Raw genomic sequence first — 15,069 nt, forward strand, 5'->3', positions numbered from 1 at the left:
TATCGGGTGCCGACGAGCATCCAACGAGCAACCACAGGGCGGACGGCATCCCTTGACCGTTCTTACTTTGCACGCGGTTGGCGAGTTGACGTCCCGGGTGGTTTCCGGTCCGGAAGGGGTCTGATGCGATCCCCGACAGGCCTGTGATGATCGATCAGGAACGAGCGAAGCCGTGATGGAGCTGCCAGGCACAGCTCGACGATCACGTCACGGCGCCTGGCCGGCAGATCGGCCAGGCGCCGCTGGTAACGCCATGCAAGCCGGATGACCTGCGCGGATGGCATTATCGGCAGGCGCAGTGATCAACGAGTACTTCTGAGCCGCATAGCTCGTGGGAGAAACCCCAGCTCAAACCATGCGTTTTGACGCGCTAGGTTGATCATCACAGGGCTATGGCGCGGCCAAGATCATTCGCGCTGAAGCATGCGTGTCACGATCGGGGAGCGGCGCGTGAGCGAGCCCGAGCGCGGACTCCCACCCGGTCGACGGGCCCTGCATCCGGAGTCGCCGACGCTGAGCGACCGCGGTAAGGGGGCTGCTGGTTCCCGGCACTCTTTACACGGCGTGCTTGCCATGCTTCGCATCGTGCTGGATGAGCAAAGTTGGATCTTGGCTACGAACGTTGTGGCGGGGCGGCGACGGGTCACCGCAGCAGACCCCGGAAGGGCCGCGCTCAGTCAAGAACCGTGAGGTGGTCGGCGGCGCCTCCGTGCCATTCGATCATGAAAAGAGTGGCGTCGTCGCTGGTGTGCCCGCCCCGTTCCCCCTTCAGCGTGTGGGAGAGCCGGCGCAGATCCGCCCGCACCGCCTCTGACTGCTCTTCCCCCAGACGGTTGACGCAGCGGATGAGGCGTTCCTCACCGAACGGCTCGCCACCGGCGACGTGCTCCTCGATGATGCCGTCGGTGTAGCACAGCACCCGATCGCCCTGCTGCAGCAGGTGCTCTGCGATCCGGGGCTCCTCACCGCCGCAGCCGACGGGCAATGTTGTCGCGCTCTCCAGTTGTTGCACGACCCGGCCATCGCGGATCAGCAGCGGCGCGGGGTGGCCCGCGTTGACCAGCTCCAGCTCACCGGTGGTGATGTTCACGTGCATCAGCTGTGCCGTGACGAAGTGGTCGGGCCCGAACTGCCGGCAGATGGCGTCGTCCATGAATGCGTACGTCTCGGCCAGGCTGACATACACGCGCCGGGCATGCCGGTAGGCGCCGATGGCGATGGTCGCCATCGAGGCGGCATCCAGGCCATGGCCCATCGCGTCGATCACGGCCACGTGCAAGACGTTGTCGTTCAGGGCGTAGTCGAAGCTGTCACCGGCGACGCGGTAGGCGGGCTCCAGCATGCCGGCCACCTCGATCTGCGGCACGGACATCGACAGCGGCGGCAGCAGGCTCCATTGGATCTCCGCGGACACGCTCATCGGCTCCCGGCGCCTGGCCAGGAAGAACTGGTCGGTGTAGGAGTTCTTGGTGACCAGCATGTCGGCGACCAGGCCGGCGAGCCGGCGCAGCAGGCGCCGGTCGTCGTCGGTGACGGCGTCCAGGGTCAGGGCCATCACACCCACCTGATCGCTTCCGTCCAGCAGGGGCAGGTACATCCGTACGCCTCGGGCCTGCGCTACCTCGACGACTTCCGCGTGTAGGAAGGCCCGACCGGCGGGGGAGTCGGCTATCGGCTCGGGCCGGTCCACGTGCAGCTTCCTGCCCGAAAGCGGCACCAGCAGCTCTTGGGCGTAGTCCTGGAGCAGGATCGAGACGTCACTGCCACCGACCCTGGCCACTTCCTCCGCGATCAGCGGGGCGATCAGCTGCGGTGGCATCAGCCGCGCCCTGTCCAGCAGCAGGCCGAGCAGGCGCTCGCCGAAACCCTCCGATCGGTCCACGATCTCCTCGCCCATGGCCGGGCTCACCCCCCCAATTTCCTGCACCGACGCCGATCACCGCTTCCGCGCAACGTGACCTGAAAAGCCTCCGGAGATGCCCATCACGCCATGCACAGCATGCCGTCCCGCGCTGTTCACGCCCCAGTCAGAGCTTTCCCCTTGACCGCGTCGCCGTGCCCTTCAGCCTCGGCGCGGGCGGCGACCCGTGCATGTTCACCCGTTAGTGCCCCCGGCCACTGACCGGTCGCCAGAACAGCGAAGGAGCCCGGCGGTCACGTCCTCACCGGCGTGCTCCACCGTTCAAGATCAATCCCGCCGATTACCGCTCTACAGATGTTCCCCAAGGCCGGGTTCCACAATCGTGCTCATCTCTGAACTCCCAGGTCGAGCGGGGCTTGCCGGTTCGGCGTTGCCCGGCCCTTACGTGGCGTCGGCGTCGAGGTTGCGGTAAATGGTGGCGTGGCCGACGCCGAGTCGGTCCGTGATCTGCTGGATGGTGTACGTGCGCTTGCCGTCTTGGCCCTTCAGCTCGTACAGCGCTCGGGCCATCTCAATTCCATCGGCGTCGAGCGCTCGCGGTCGGCCACCGACCCGGCCACGAGCTCGCGAGGAGGCCAGACCTTCGGGGGGCAGACCAAGTACGCCCGGCAGTGCCCGCCCCCCTGGAAGAAGGGCTGGTCAGCGGGTACGGTCGTGGTGGGCCGAGATGGGTTTGATACCGGTGGACAGCCGTTATCGCTAAGCATGGCCGGGTCTGTGACGACCCTGACTCTGGAGTTCCTTCAGCTTGCGGCGAGCCGCAAGGTAGCAACAGTCGGATCAGCCCTTCAGGGGCGTATGTTCGCCTTCGTCGACGACCGCAGCCGCACGACGCTCGGGTACCGGTGAGAGGTTCGCCGAGGGCACCGTCCGACTGGCCAATGCCAGGGCGTGTCGGGGCTACAGGTACTGGCCCGCCTCGGCGCTGGCTGTCTTCGACACACGCGCCGACACCACGTTGGAGAGGTTGATGACCACGCCGTTCACGTCGGTCTCACGGCCATATCTCGCCCGCATCAACACCAGGCTGCGCCGTTCGTCCATAGCACGAGCGATCGCCGCCACCGCCTCCGGCTCCCCGTCGAAGTCCCCGCTCATCACGGAGACGTCTTCGCCGCTCATCAGGTGGAATCGAATGATCAGTGCGACATTCTCAGGCACAGCCGGCTCCTTTCGCCAGAATCCGCAAGGGACCCCTGCCCAGCGTCGAACCCTGTAGGCGGCTGTCCTCCACATTCGCCTACCGCGGCGCGGACGCCGCGCCCTCCAGCCGGGCTGGGATACGGGAGGGCCATCGCGGCACCCGCTCCCGACGCGGTTTGTTGCGCTGGTCAGTGGTCGGTGATGAGGGAGTCCAAAGCGGCTTCCTTGTCGGCCTCGTTCGGCAGGGCGTAGCGGCGGGTGGTGTCCAACGAGCTGTGACCGAGGAGTTCGGCGACCAGGATGGGGTCCTTGCCGTCGCGGATGAGCTGGGTGGCGAAAGTGTGGCGCAGGACGTGCGGGCTGAAGGGCTCGGTGGGGTCGTCACCCAGGCCGACGGCGTCGCCGAGACCGGTGATGACGTCGCGGGCGGCGCGGTCGCTCAGTCGGCCGCCGCGGTGGTTGAGGAACACCGCGGGGTGGGTGCCGGCCCCCTTCCAGCCGGTGCGAGTTGCCAGCCAGTCGGTCAGGGCCTGGCGCAGGTCTGGGTGGACGGGCAGCAGGCGGATTTTGCCGCCGTCGCGGCCTTTTCCGCGGATGCGGAGTTCGCCCTTGCGGGCTGACAGGCGCAGGTCGGCCAGGTCGAGGCCGACGACTTCGGAGATGCGCAGGCCGGCGTAGTAGGGCAGTAGGGCGATGGCCTTGTCGCGCGGGGATGCGGTGAGCTGGACGTGGCGGAGGTAGCGGCGGGTACGTCGGGCGTCCAGGGCGCGGGGGGCAGTGCGGCGGGCGTCGCGCTCACGGGGGGGCTGGGGCTTGCCGAGGCCGCCGCGGGCGTAGAAGTCGTCGATGGCCGACAGGTAGGCGTCGATGGTGTTGGGGGCACGGCGGCCGTTTTTCAGGTGGCGGCGGAAGTCGTCTACCGCGCCGGTGGCCGCGACCGGGTCGCTGAGCGGGTCGCCGTCCAGAGCGCCCGCGTCGGCTTGGCCGGCCAGCCAGGCCAGGTAGCCGCGCAGCCGGGAGGCGTACTTGGCCTTGGTGGAGTCGGCCAGCGGGGCGCGCTCGAGTGCGGCGGTGTAGCCGGCCAGGACGGCGGCGTGGGGGGCGGGGAGCGGGACGGCCCGCGACCAGCGTGTGTCTCCGGAAGCTGGTCCGACCGGTTCTGTGATCTCTGAAGGCGTGTTTCCGGAGTTCACCACACCAGTCTACCTCCGGAATTACCGAATTCCGGAAGTAGGAGGTAGGGTGAAGTTACCGAGGACTTTTCGAGCGTTGGCATTCAGGTCTGCGTCGCCCCCGGCGAACCACCACCGGCCCCTTCGGAGGGGCCCGGACAGGTCAGGCGACCATGACGCCGACACTTCTTTCTCAACGCGCACCGCTCAGCTCCACCTCGTCGGCGATCCCTCGGGTCGATTCCGTGCTACGGCTCAGTCTCCACCCGGTGCTGGATCGGCGAGCGGTGGTGGACGGTGCCTGGTGGCCCTACTCCCGTGACGCGGCCGCCGAACTGCCCGGTCTCATCGCCGCCGTCGACCAGCGGCTGCAGCGGACCACGCTGCTGGTAGGCGTGCAGCGGGACGCGTGGCAGAGCATCCCGCACCGCATGCCGGCACGCGGGCGTCAGGTCCGCTTCGGCTGGTTCCGCCACGCCGACTCGCGCGTGATCACTCTCATCTTTGCGGCCGGCGAGCCGGTCGTCCTGCTGGTCATCCCGCCGGGCACCGCGGCCGGTCCTGGTGAGGTCATGCTCAAGCTCACCGCTCAGGACACCGCAGGCTTGAGCATCGACGACATTCTCACCGTCGCGCGCTTGCCGCCCGACCCCGCTCTGCGCGGGACGGCCGCCGACAGCTTGGCCTGCTGGGAGGACGAGGGCGGGTCGGTCACCGACCAGGAGGCGCCCTCCTCCACCAGACGGCCGTCAGCGCCGGCGTGACCTGCGTGCCGTCTGCCGACCGGATCGAACGGTCCCAGACCGCCCGTTCTGGCGGCGGACCGGCTTTCCGGTCGGCAGGCATCTCAGCTTTTCAGCTTCTCCACAAGGGAGACATTCCATGACCGTCACAGACACCGCGCCACTCGGCGTGGCCAACCCATCAAGTCCGACCACCGTTCATCTGTCCGGCGATATCGACATCTTCACCAGCGCAGCGCTTCGCCAGCAGCTGATGAGCACGCTGCACTACAGCACGAGCCTGCTCATTCTCGACCTGTCGCAGGTGTCGTTCTGTGACGCCGGAGGCTTGGCCGTCCTGGTCGGCATCCAGCACCGCGCCCAGTCGATGGGCATCACTTTGGTCCTGACCGCGCCCCGCCCGTTCATGACCCGGCTGCTGCACATGACCGGCCTGGACCGCGGCCTGCCGATGGTGGTGTGACCGGGGTGCGCGCCCAGGCCCCGGCATATGACGGGCGATCTCCGTTTCCGCACGCCCAGCAGCCCCTCAGCGTCCACGCCGGGCAGGAGGTACTGACGACCACGATCGTCATCGCGCCGTTCATCGCGCTGGGCGCTGGCATCTGGCTGGCCTGGGGAAACGGGATCACCCTCACCGACCTGCTGCTGGCCGCCGTCTTCTACGTCGTGACCGGGCTGGGGGTGACGGTCGGCTTCCACCGGCTGCTGACCCACCGTTCCTTCACCGCCCGCCCATGGCTGCGCGTCATTCTGGCCGTGGCCGGGTCTATGAGCTTTCAGGGCAACCTGATCGACTGGGTGGCCGTCCACCGCCGCCACCACGCCTTCACCGACCAGCCGGGCGACCCGCACTCCCCCTACCGCTACGGCACCGGTCTTGGCGGGCAGCTGCGTGGCCTGGCCCATGCCCACCTGGGTTGGCTGTTTTCCAGCGAACCCACCTCTGTCGCACGGTATGCCCCCGACCTGCTGCGCAACGATCCGGCCATGCTGCGGATCTCGCGCGCCTTCCCCGCCTTGTGCGCCGTCTCTCTGCTTCTGCCGTTCGCGGCGGGCTGGGCGATCAGCGGCAGCCTGTACGGTGGGCTGACCGCGTTCATCTGGGCAGGCCTGGTCCGCATCGCCCTGCTGCAGCACGTGACCTGGAGCGTCAACTCCCTGTGCCACGTGATCGATGAGCGGCCGCACAAAACCCGTCGCCACGACCGCTCCACCGACCTGTGGCCGCTGGCGCTGCTGTCCTTCGGGGAAAGTTGGCACAACGGCCACCACAGCCAGCCCAGCTGCGCCCGGCACGGCCGCAGCGGCCGCCAGATCGACCCCTCAGCCGCCCTCATCAGCCTGTTCGAACGCCTGAACTGGGTCACCAACGTGCACTGGCAGCCCTCCGACGTCCTCAGCCACCATCGCACGGTGGCCGGCAAACACACGCTGCGCACCAGTACCCCACGCCCCAGCGAGACTGGCGACCTCGCATAATCAGATACCGTCCTGCGCTGGCACCGCGATCTGCTGAAACGGCGTCATGCCCGTAATGGTGTAGGGCTCGAGTATTCGATTCATGCGCTGATCTGCAGTCCTTGGCAGGCTTGCAGATCCTGATCGTTGCTGTCTGAGCGGTTACTCAAAAACAGGTTGAGTGACTGCTCAAACCGGGAGAGCTGAAGGTCCAGCGTGTCTACGAACCCGCAGGTCGGGCGCTGCGGCTGAATATTCGAGCCCCCAGGATGCCAGGCTTATCGCAGGGAGGGATTCTCGCCGGTTGCGGTCGAGGCCATCGTGGCAGGGCGTCTTATCCACAGGCTAATCAGTGGCCTGAGAGATCTACCTGATCTTCATTGGACGTAGATGCTGTTGTTGCCATCGTCTCACGTGAGCCACACGAGGGAGTGAGTGACGATGACACGCATTCAAGATCACCACGCGGTGTATCGGCGTTGTGGCTGCGCGAATGCCGCGACAGGCAAGCGGCTGGGAAACCGCTGCGCCCGACTGGCGGAGTCGGCGCACGGCAGTTGGTATTTCGCTGTCCAGGTGACGGACGTGTCCGGGCAGCGGCAGCGACTGCGCCGTGGCGGCTTCCCCACGGCTGAGGCGGCGCGGCAGGCCGCCCGTGATCTTGCTCAGTCGTTGGAGGCGGCGCCGGTGTCTGGGTTCTGCACGGTCGCCCAGTGGCTGCGTTACTGGCTGTCGGTGGTTAAGCAGCGGATCCGGCCGACCACGTACAAGGCCTACCGTGATCACGTGCGGCTGTTCCTCATCCCGCATCTCGGGCTGGTCCCGCTTCGCCGGTTGTCGAGGCGGCACGTCGTCAGGATGTTCACCGCTGTGGCCAGGCGCCGCACCAGGTACGGCAAGCCGATCAGCGCGGCCACCCTGGAAAGGATCCGGGCGACGCTGCGGGCCGCGTTGAACGAGGCTCTACGGGAAGACGTGATCCGTGACAACCTGGCACGAGGGCTACGGCTACCGTCGCCGCGCCACATCCACCCCGTGGTGTGGACCCCGCGACGCGTGGCAGCCTGGCGGCGCACCGGCGAGCGCCCCGCCGTAGCCGTGTGGACGGTCGAGCAACTGACAGCGTTCCTCGCCTTCGTCCGTGACGACCGGCTGTTCGCGTTGTGGTGGCTGATCGCTCTACGAGGCCTGCGGCGCGCGGAGGTAGCCGGGCTGCGCTGGATCGATCTCGACACTGACCCGCGCGAACTCACCATCGCCCGTCAACTCGTCCACACCGACCACGGGCTGTATCCGTGTCCGCCGAAGAGTGCCTCAGCCAGCGCGGCGTCGCTCTGGATCTCGACACTCTCCGGCTGCTGCGCCGCCACGAACGAGCCCAGCGCGGTGAACAGGGCGACGACTGGTCGCCAACAGCCCCGATGTTCACTCGTGAGAACGGTGAGGCGATCGATCCCGACTACCTCAGTTTACCGTTTTCACAAGCTGGTTCTGGCCAGTGGCCTTCCCCCGGTGCGGCTGCATGACCTGAGGCATGGAGCGGCGACGCTGGCCCTGGCGGCAGGAGCGGATCTGCGGGTGGTGCAGGGCCTCCTCGGACATGCCAGCATCGTGATCACCGCCGACACGTATACCTCGGTGCTGCCGGATGATGTCGGCGTTGGCGGGGGCATGCGCAGCACGACGGCACATGTGCTAGATTGGGCTCAGTTGCAGTTGTGGTACCCATAAAGACTTGTGTGCACCTGACGGTATGTAGCCTCAGGTGCATTTTTTGTTCTCCGGTCATCTCCGGGTGTGTGGTCCTATCGCGGCGACGCGGAATCCGTTCGATGCGGATTTCGGCTTTGCACCCATCGAAGGAGATCAACATGGCTTCTGGCACCGTGAAGTGGTTCAACGCGGAAAAGGGCTTCGGCTTTATCGAGCAGGACGGCGGCGGCGCCGACGTCTTTGCGCACTACTCCAACATCGTCGCCAACGGCGGCTACCGTGAGCTGCGCGAGGGCCAGAAGGTGGCCTTCGACGTCACGCAGGGCCAGAAGGGCCCGCAGGCCGAGAACATCGTTCCCGCCTGACACTGCGCACCACGTAGCCGGGGCCCGCGCCGCAGGGCGCGGTCCCCGGCGCGTTGCTTTTGGGCATCCATCGTGCCGTGATGACCTCACAATCCGAGAAGCACAGCGTGTCTGTTCTTCCGCCGCACACCGGATGCACCACCGATGGCTCCGGTTCGGGCATAGGCCCGCTCCAGTTCTACGGCGCCGCATCACAGCCGCGTTCTTCCCGGCGAAAGCCGACCATTTCGACGTACGAGCCCAGGCTGTTTCCGCCGGTTCGACTCGTCTTTCATCGGCTCGTGCTAGCTGTTCTTGTGCCGCTCATCGCGCCGAGGATCCTGACACGTGCCGCATCGAGGAAGGTTCTGCATGAACCACGCAACTCGCGCGCACGATCGCAACTCTTCGCCCCGTACGGGCGGCTCCGCCCGAAGCAGGGGTGGCCGATTCAGCTCTCCGGCTCAGGGCCGTTCAGGCGCCTCCAGCCGGTCCGGCAACGGGCCGCGTCCCGCCGCGCTCCAGAGAGAGTTCGCGCTGCCGGTCACCGTAACCCCCGCCCTGCCGGCAGCCGCGACATTCGCTGAGCTGAGCATGCCGCCCGCACTGCTGAAGGTGCTCACCGGCCTGGGCTTGAACGAACCGTTCCCGATCCAGGCGGCCACGCTGCCGAACTCCCTGGCCGGCCGGGACGTCCTGGGGCGGGGGCGCACCGGGTCGGGCAAGACACTCGCCTTCGGCCTGGCCCTGCTCGTCCGCACCTCCGGACAGCGGGCACAATCGCGGCGACCGCTTGCCCTGATCCTCGTCCCCACCAGGGAACTGGCCCAGCAGGTCACCGATGCGCTCACGCCGTACGCCCAAGCACTGAAGCTGCGGCTGGCCACGGTCGTCGGCGGCATGTCGATCAGCCGCCAGGCCCATGCGCTGCGCAACAGTGCCGAGGTTGTCATCGCGACCCCGGGACGGCTCAGGGATCTCATCGAGCGCGGCGACTGCCGCCTGGACCAGGTCGGCATCACCGTGCTGGATGAGGCCGACCAGATGGCCGACATGGGCTTCATGCCGCAGATCACCCACCTGCTCGACCAGGTGCGCCCAGATGGCCAGCGGATGCTGTTCTCCGCCACTTTGGACCGCAACGTCGATCTGCTGGTCCGCCGCTATCTGAGCGACCCGGTGGTCCATTCGGTCGACCCCTCGGCGGGCGCGGTCACCACGATGGAGCACCACGTGCTGCACATCCAGGGTGCCGACAAGCAGGCCACCACTGTGGAGATCGCTGCTCGCGACGGTCGGGTGATCATGTTCCTGGACACCAAGCACGCTGTGGACCGGCTCACCGAACAGTTGCTGAACAGCGGAGTGCGCGCCGCCGCGCTGCACGGAGGCAAGTCCCAGCCCCAGCGCACCCGCACCCTCGCCCAGTTCAAGAGCGGCCACGTCACGGCGCTGGTGGCGACCAACGTCGCGGCCCGCGGCATCCACGTCGACAACCTGGACCTCGTCGTCAACGTCGACCCGCCGAGCGACCACAAGGACTACCTGCACCGCGGCGGCCGCACCGCCCGCGCCGGCGAGTCCGGCAGCGTCGTCACCCTGGTGCTGCCCGATCAGCGCCGTGACATGACCCGCTTGATGGCCGACGCCGGTATCGTCCCGCAGACCAGCGAGGTCCGTTCGGGCGAGGCCGAGCTGAGGCGTATCACGGGCGCCCAGGCTCCCTCAGGCATCCCCGTGACCATCACCGCACCGGTTGTCAGTCGTCGGTCGGGACGGAACGGCAGACGATTCCGGTAGCAGCGGATGGGGGCTCGCCCAAGGCCAGGTAGTTAAGGCTTTTGGGCTGTTGGCAAGAGTGCTGAAGTTGGCCGGGCGGTGTAGATACCCGGCCCGATCTTGCGGATGAGTTGGCTGCTGGCCCAGCGAGACAGTTGCCGGTACATGGTGTTGAGGGTGACATCGCAGAGGTGGCGGGCGATGTCCCGGGCTGGTCAGGGGCGGTTGGGTCTTGGTGGAGCAGGGCCAGGACCTGTTCTTGTCTGCGGCGCTCGGCCGGGGCGGTGTATCGGCGTTGTGGCTGTGCCGACGCGGTGACAGGCAAGCGGTTGGGAAGCCGCTGCGCCCGGCTGGCGGATCCTGCCCACGGCAGCTGGTACTTCGCTGTCCAGGTGACGGACGTGTCCGGACGGCGGCAGCGACTGCGCCGTGGCGGCTTCCCCACGGCTGACGCTGCCCAGCAGGCCGCCCGCGATCTCGCTCAGTCGCTGGAGGGAGCGCCAGTGACCGGGTACTGTACCGTCGCCCCATGGCTGCGCTACTGGTTGTCGGTGGCTGAGCAGCGGATCCGGCCGGCCACGTACAAGGCCTACCGCGATCACGTCCGGCTGTTCCTGATCCCGTATCTCGGCCTGATCCCGCTTCGCGGGCTGTCGAGGCGGCACGTCGTGAGGATGTTCTCGACTGTGGCCCAGCGCCGCACCCGCTACGGCAAACCGATCAGCGCGGCCACCCTGGAAAGGATTCGCGCGACGCTGCGGGCCGCCTTGAACGAAGCCGTCCGAGAAGACGTAATCCGTGACAACCCGGCTCGCGGACTACGCCTACCGTCGCCACGCCACGTCCACCCGGTGGTCTGGACACCACGGCGGGTGGCCGCGTGGAGGCGCACTGGCGAGCGCCCCGCTGTGGCCGTGTGGACCGTCGAGCAACTGACCGCGTTCCTTGCCTTCGTCCGGGATGACCGGCTGTTCACGCTGTGGTGGCTGATCGCTCTGCGCGGTCTGCGGCGCGCCGAGGTGGCCGGCCTGCGCTGGATCGATCTCGACACCGACCGGCGCGAACTCACCATCGCCTGCCAACTCGTCCACACCGACCACGGCCTGTTCCCATGCCCGCCGAAGAGCGCCTCCAGCCATATGGAGTTCCCTGGCCTGCCGTCGCTCCTGTTCCCGGTGGGCTTGTTCTTCGGCGTGCCGGGCCGACTTCTGTTGCTCGCGGGCGTGGCGGCGGGCGGCGGCCGGCTGGCCTCGGCGGCGGCCGTGAGCAGGTCGTGGTCCAGGCGCAGGAAGTCGGCCAGAGCCCGTTGCGGCGCGCTGAGCGAACCCAGCCCCGACGGGACGGGCGGCTCCAGGTCGCCCTCTTCCTCGTAGTCGAAGGCGCCCTCGTCACGCTCCCGTGTCCCGTACGCCGACAGCCAGGCAAGATAGAGCGGGCGCAGGTCGCCGGCGGCCAGTTCGGCGCGAATGCCGACGATCGCCGACAGCGAGCGTTCGACGTCGTCTTCCCAGTACTCCTCCTCCGCCTCGCTGGTGAAGTCGAGGATGAGGTGTTCACCGCTGATCCAGGCGCTGACCTGGTCGCCAACGCAGTAGCGTTCGGCCTGCTTGGGGTTCAGCACGGCCTGGGGGAGGCGGAGCATGACCCGGTGGGTGCCCCAGTTGGCCAGATACAGGTGGGCGTCGTAGTAACGCTCCACCATGCGGGACGGGTCCCCGCGGAAGTCGCCCCAGTGGTATTCGTTGGTGAAGCTGGTGGCGGTGATGTGGGCCCGGGTGGACAGGGCACTGACCTCGGCCTGCTGCTGGTCGGTGAGCGGCCGGTCGATGGCCAGGAACTCGTAGTACTGGTACTCGCTCATGCTCTCACCCGGCCCAGCGCCGGAACGCGTGGATCCATTCGGCTCCAGCCGGTGGCGGATCGGGCAGCGGCAGGTCGAGGATGCCGATCGCCTGCTTGTGCTTGCCATGGTGGCAGATCGCCACGATGCCACTACCCACCAGGAAGTCGATCCCGGTGACGGTGACCTGCAGGCCGAGCACGGTCGTCTCGAACGGCACCGCCAGGTTGTCGCCGATCATGACATGGAAGCCGGAGAGCTGCTCATCGTCGGTGTAGGCATCCACAATCGCCTGCTCGATCAGCTCATCCAGATGATTGTCAGGGGGCGGCGAGTCACAGCAGCACACGATACTCCCGCAGGTGACCCCTGTGATCCGGTGCCGCGTTCCAGCGCATCCATACGGCGTTCGAGCACTTGAGCGGCGTGCTGAGTTTCCTCGGTCAATCGGATGACCCGGCGGGTGAGGTCATGAATGGGCTCGGCTCCGTCGTGCCGGTCGGGATCGGCCCCGGAGATGTCGAGCAGTCGCTTGGCCCCTCGCATCGGAAGGAGAACGGAAGGAGTCGGAAGTGACCGCTCCTAACATCGTCCGCGATCCCTTCCTTCTGGACAGGGCAAGATCGATGAAAGGACCGCAGCATGGCGATCGAGATCAAGAAGGTCGAAGAAGTCGAGACCACCAGCTCCGGCGCCAATTGCTGATCGTCATGTGGCCTCCTGCGGAGCTCCCACGCTCGTAGGAGGCAGAAGGCCCTGCCTCGAACCGTTCGGGAGTCGCTTCCATGCCGAGGATTCAAGTGAATCCGGCCTTCCCCCTTTTCATCGACGATGCCGGCGAGCGCGTGCGGCTCGGTGATTTCCCGCAAACAGGCCAGACGCTGGAACGGGCGCAGCCGCCGCTGCGCCGCCTGATCCGCCTGTGCTCGCAGGCCCCCGTCGAGCAGAGCGACCTGTACACCCTCATCGACGACGTCACCCCCGAGGACATCGACACCGCCGTCGAACGACTGCGCGCCAGCCGGATCCTCGTCACCGACGCCGACCTCGGCACACTGGCGGCCGACGCCGCCCTGTCCAGGTTCGCGCTGTGGTTGTCGATGTTCCACCCGGCCGAACGGGCCGCCGCCGCGCTCGGCGACCTGGCGGACAGCCACGTCGCGGTGCTCGGCGCCGGCGCGATCGGCGGCCAGGTCGCCCTCCAGCTCGCCACCTCCGGCGTGGGCCGGCTGACCATCCTGGACGACGACCGGGTGGAGCTCAGCAACCTGCACCGCCAGCATCTCTACGCCATGCGCGACCTCGGCGAGCTCAAGACGGCGGCCGCCGCTCGCACGCTGCTCGACCACCGCCCCGAACTGGAGGTCCGGCAGGTTGAGCGGCGCATCACCGGCCCCGAGGACGTGATCACCGATGCCGATCTCGTGGTGAACACCGTGGACACGCCGCAGCCGCACATCCGTCGTTGGGTCAACCAGGCGTGCGTCCGGGCTGGCACACCGTTCGTCACCGGCGGCTTCAACCAGCACGTCGGCCTGGTCGGGCCGCTGGTCGTGCCCGGCAAGACCGGCTGCCTGACCTGCCAGGAACGCACGCTCGCCGAACGGTACGGCTCCGCCACGTTGCCGGTCAGCGACAACCCCGGGCGGACGATCCCGTCGTTCGGCCCGCTGTGCGCGATCGTGTCGGGCATGCTCGCCTCGGAGGTGATCCGCCACCTGACCGGCACCGGCACGTCCGCGATCGAGGGCAGGAGTATCTGGCTCGACCTGCTCACCCTCACCACCACCGCCAGGGACTTCGACCGGCTGGACGACTGCGAGGTCTGCGCGTGACGTCCGCGGAGCTGGATTCGAAGGCCGATCTGTCCTTCCTCACCGTGGTCGCCGACGGACCCGACGACTACGTGATCGGCAACGGCGAGACGTTCGTCAACGTGCCGGGAGTGGCAGCCGCCGTCATCGCATCGCTCGACGGCACCAGAACGGCCGCGGAGGCGCGTGCCTGGGTGCTGGCCAAGCAGGGCGTGGACGTGGACGTGGACGCGTTCCTCACCGGGCTTGGAAGCGCGGGGCTGCTCAACCGTTCCGAGCGGCCGCCGAACCGGTGGGACCGGATCCGGCCACACCACGTGGCCTGGCTCTTCTCCAGGCCCGCGCACGCCGTGCTGATCCTGCTGACCGCCTGTGCCATCGCCGCCGCCATTGCCGACCCTGGCATCCTGCCGAGCCTGTCCGCCCTGGTGTGGTCCGACAGCTTCACGTTCACGGTTGCGTTCGTGGCCGGCACGTGGCTCCTCGTGCTGGTGCACGAACTCGGCCACATCTCCGCCGCCAGGTCCCTGGGCGTGCGGGCGGAGCTGTCGCTCGGGACTCGCCTGCAGTTCCTCGTCGCGCAGACCAGGATCACCGGCATCTGGGCAGTTCCCAGGCGGGCGCGCTACCGCGCGTATCTGGCGGGCATGCGGGTCGACTGGTTCTTCGCCTGCGCCGCGACGTGCACGCTGTACATCGTCGAACTCCCCCTCGTACGGCTGGTCCTGGTCATCTGCCTGTCGCAGATCGCCTGGCAGTTCATGTTCTTCATGCGGACCGACGTCTACTACGCCGTCGCCAACGCCAGCGGGAACAAGAACCTCATGGCCGACGCGCAAGCGCACCTGCGGGCCACGCTCGCCAGAAAGGCTCGTTCGGCGGACACGGGGAAGGCGCCCTTGAGCGTGCGTGTGTACGCATGGTTCCTGGTGCTCGGGCGGGTGCTCGGCCTGGGGTTCTTCGCCGCGTACACGGTGCCGGTCACCATGGCGGTATGCCGGCAGTCGATCGCCGAGCTGCCCGGGTGGCAGCCGGTGGCCACGCTCGCCCTGGTGGCCACCGGCTGGCTGCTCTACCTGAGCCTGCTCGGCCGCCGGTTGATCAGGTCACGCAGATCTAACAGGCCTGCCGGGTAGCGG

The 15,069-nt window shown here is 67.7% G+C and carries 14 protein-coding genes and 1 pseudogene; 9 read left to right on the forward strand and 6 right to left on the reverse strand.

What is annotated here, in order from left to right:
* Positions 1-673 precede the first annotated feature (673 nt).
* The 4 genes from ABD830_RS44960 to ABD830_RS44975 form a co-directional block, all read right to left on the reverse strand.
* On the reverse strand, positions 674-1,909 hold the full coding sequence (locus ABD830_RS44960) for a PP2C family protein-serine/threonine phosphatase (protein ID WP_345001114.1): 1,236 nt from the start codon (positions 1,907-1,909) through the stop codon (positions 674-676).
* 393 nt (positions 1,910-2,302) lie between these two features.
* Positions 2,303-2,533 carry a helix-turn-helix domain-containing protein gene (locus ABD830_RS44965; protein ID WP_345002251.1) on the reverse strand — a complete coding sequence of 77 codons (231 nt, stop codon included), beginning with the start codon at positions 2,531-2,533 and terminating at the stop codon, positions 2,303-2,305.
* A gap of 288 nt (positions 2,534-2,821) precedes the next feature.
* Positions 2,822-3,082, reverse strand: coding sequence for a hypothetical protein (locus ABD830_RS44970; RefSeq protein WP_345001117.1), 261 nt, complete (start codon positions 3,080-3,082; stop codon positions 2,822-2,824).
* A gap of 170 nt (positions 3,083-3,252) precedes the next feature.
* Complete coding sequence (locus ABD830_RS44975; protein WP_345001119.1) at positions 3,253-4,257, reverse strand: tyrosine-type recombinase/integrase; 1,005 nt, start codon at positions 4,255-4,257, stop codon at positions 3,253-3,255.
* 152 nt (positions 4,258-4,409) lie between these two features.
* Between ABD830_RS44975 and ABD830_RS44980 the strand changes: the two genes are divergently transcribed.
* The 7 genes and pseudogenes from ABD830_RS44980 to ABD830_RS54510 all read left to right on the forward strand — a co-directional run.
* Positions 4,410-5,000, forward strand: coding sequence for a DUF5994 family protein (locus ABD830_RS44980; protein ID WP_345001121.1), 591 nt, complete (start codon positions 4,410-4,412; stop codon positions 4,998-5,000).
* Positions 5,001-5,118: 118 nt separating this feature from the next.
* On the forward strand, positions 5,119-5,442 hold the full coding sequence (locus ABD830_RS44985) for an STAS domain-containing protein (RefSeq protein WP_345001123.1): 324 nt from the start codon (positions 5,119-5,121) through the stop codon (positions 5,440-5,442).
* Positions 5,439-6,461 carry an acyl-CoA desaturase gene (locus ABD830_RS44990; protein WP_345001125.1) on the forward strand — a complete coding sequence of 341 codons (1,023 nt, stop codon included), beginning with the start codon at positions 5,439-5,441 and terminating at the stop codon, positions 6,459-6,461. Before ABD830_RS44985 ends, ABD830_RS44990 begins: the two co-directional genes overlap by 4 nt.
* A gap of 420 nt (positions 6,462-6,881) precedes the next feature.
* On the forward strand, positions 6,882-8,171 hold the full coding sequence (locus ABD830_RS44995; protein ID WP_345001127.1) for a site-specific integrase: 1,290 nt from the start codon (positions 6,882-6,884) through the stop codon (positions 8,169-8,171).
* 140 nt (positions 8,172-8,311) lie between these two features.
* On the forward strand, positions 8,312-8,518 hold the full coding sequence (locus ABD830_RS45000) for a cold-shock protein (protein ID WP_020545593.1): 207 nt from the start codon (positions 8,312-8,314) through the stop codon (positions 8,516-8,518).
* Positions 8,519-8,869: 351 nt separating this feature from the next.
* Entirely contained in the window at positions 8,870-10,297 is a 1,428-nt protein-coding gene (locus ABD830_RS45005) for a DEAD/DEAH box helicase (protein WP_345001130.1), read from the forward strand.
* A gap of 482 nt (positions 10,298-10,779) precedes the next feature.
* A pseudogene (locus ABD830_RS54510) lies at positions 10,780-10,935 on the forward strand (tyrosine-type recombinase/integrase); the annotation flags it as partial.
* A 47-nt stretch (positions 10,936-10,982) separates the two neighbouring features.
* Here ABD830_RS54510 and ABD830_RS45010 read toward each other — a convergent pair.
* The gene (locus ABD830_RS45010; RefSeq protein ID WP_345001132.1) at positions 10,983-12,137 is read right to left on the reverse strand and encodes a hypothetical protein; all 1,155 of its coding nucleotides are present in this window, start codon (positions 12,135-12,137) and stop codon (positions 10,983-10,985) included.
* A gap of 4 nt (positions 12,138-12,141) precedes the next feature.
* The gene (locus ABD830_RS45015; RefSeq protein WP_345001134.1) at positions 12,142-12,402 is read right to left on the reverse strand and encodes a hypothetical protein; all 261 of its coding nucleotides are present in this window, start codon (positions 12,400-12,402) and stop codon (positions 12,142-12,144) included.
* Between the two features lie 499 nt (positions 12,403-12,901).
* On the opposite strand from ABD830_RS45015, the gene ABD830_RS45020 reads away from it, so the two are divergent.
* Both ABD830_RS45020 and ABD830_RS45025 read left to right on the forward strand, forming a co-directional pair.
* Complete coding sequence (locus tag ABD830_RS45020; RefSeq protein ID WP_345001137.1) at positions 12,902-13,951, forward strand: TOMM precursor leader peptide-binding protein; 1,050 nt, start codon at positions 12,902-12,904, stop codon at positions 13,949-13,951.
* Positions 13,948-15,066, forward strand: coding sequence for a hypothetical protein (locus ABD830_RS45025; protein ID WP_345001139.1), 1,119 nt, complete (start codon positions 13,948-13,950; stop codon positions 15,064-15,066). Before ABD830_RS45020 ends, ABD830_RS45025 begins: the two co-directional genes overlap by 4 nt.
* Positions 15,067-15,069 lie beyond the last annotated feature (3 nt).

Origin of the sequence: Nonomuraea helvata, assembly GCF_039535785.1 — a bacterium.
GTDB classification, from domain to species: domain Bacteria; phylum Actinomycetota; class Actinomycetes; order Streptosporangiales; family Streptosporangiaceae; genus Nonomuraea; species Nonomuraea helvata.

Bases quoted from the DNA above. Each gene is read 5' to 3' on its own strand.
- ABD830_RS45010 (WP_345001132.1), bottom strand. From the start codon at position 12,137: ATGAGCGAGTACCAGTACTACGAGTTCCTGGCCATCGACCGGCCGCTC.
- ABD830_RS44980 (WP_345001121.1), top strand. From the start codon at position 4,410: ATGACGCCGACACTTCTTTCTCAACGCGCACCGCTCAGCTCCACCTCG.
- ABD830_RS45000 (WP_020545593.1), top strand. From the start codon at position 8,312: ATGGCTTCTGGCACCGTGAAGTGGTTCAACGCGGAAAAGGGCTTCGGC.
- ABD830_RS45005 (WP_345001130.1), top strand. From the start codon at position 8,870: ATGAACCACGCAACTCGCGCGCACGATCGCAACTCTTCGCCCCGTACG.
- ABD830_RS44995 (WP_345001127.1), top strand. From the start codon at position 6,882: ATGACACGCATTCAAGATCACCACGCGGTGTATCGGCGTTGTGGCTGC.
- ABD830_RS45020 (WP_345001137.1), top strand. From the start codon at position 12,902: ATGCCGAGGATTCAAGTGAATCCGGCCTTCCCCCTTTTCATCGACGAT.
- ABD830_RS44985 (WP_345001123.1), top strand. From the start codon at position 5,119: ATGACCGTCACAGACACCGCGCCACTCGGCGTGGCCAACCCATCAAGT.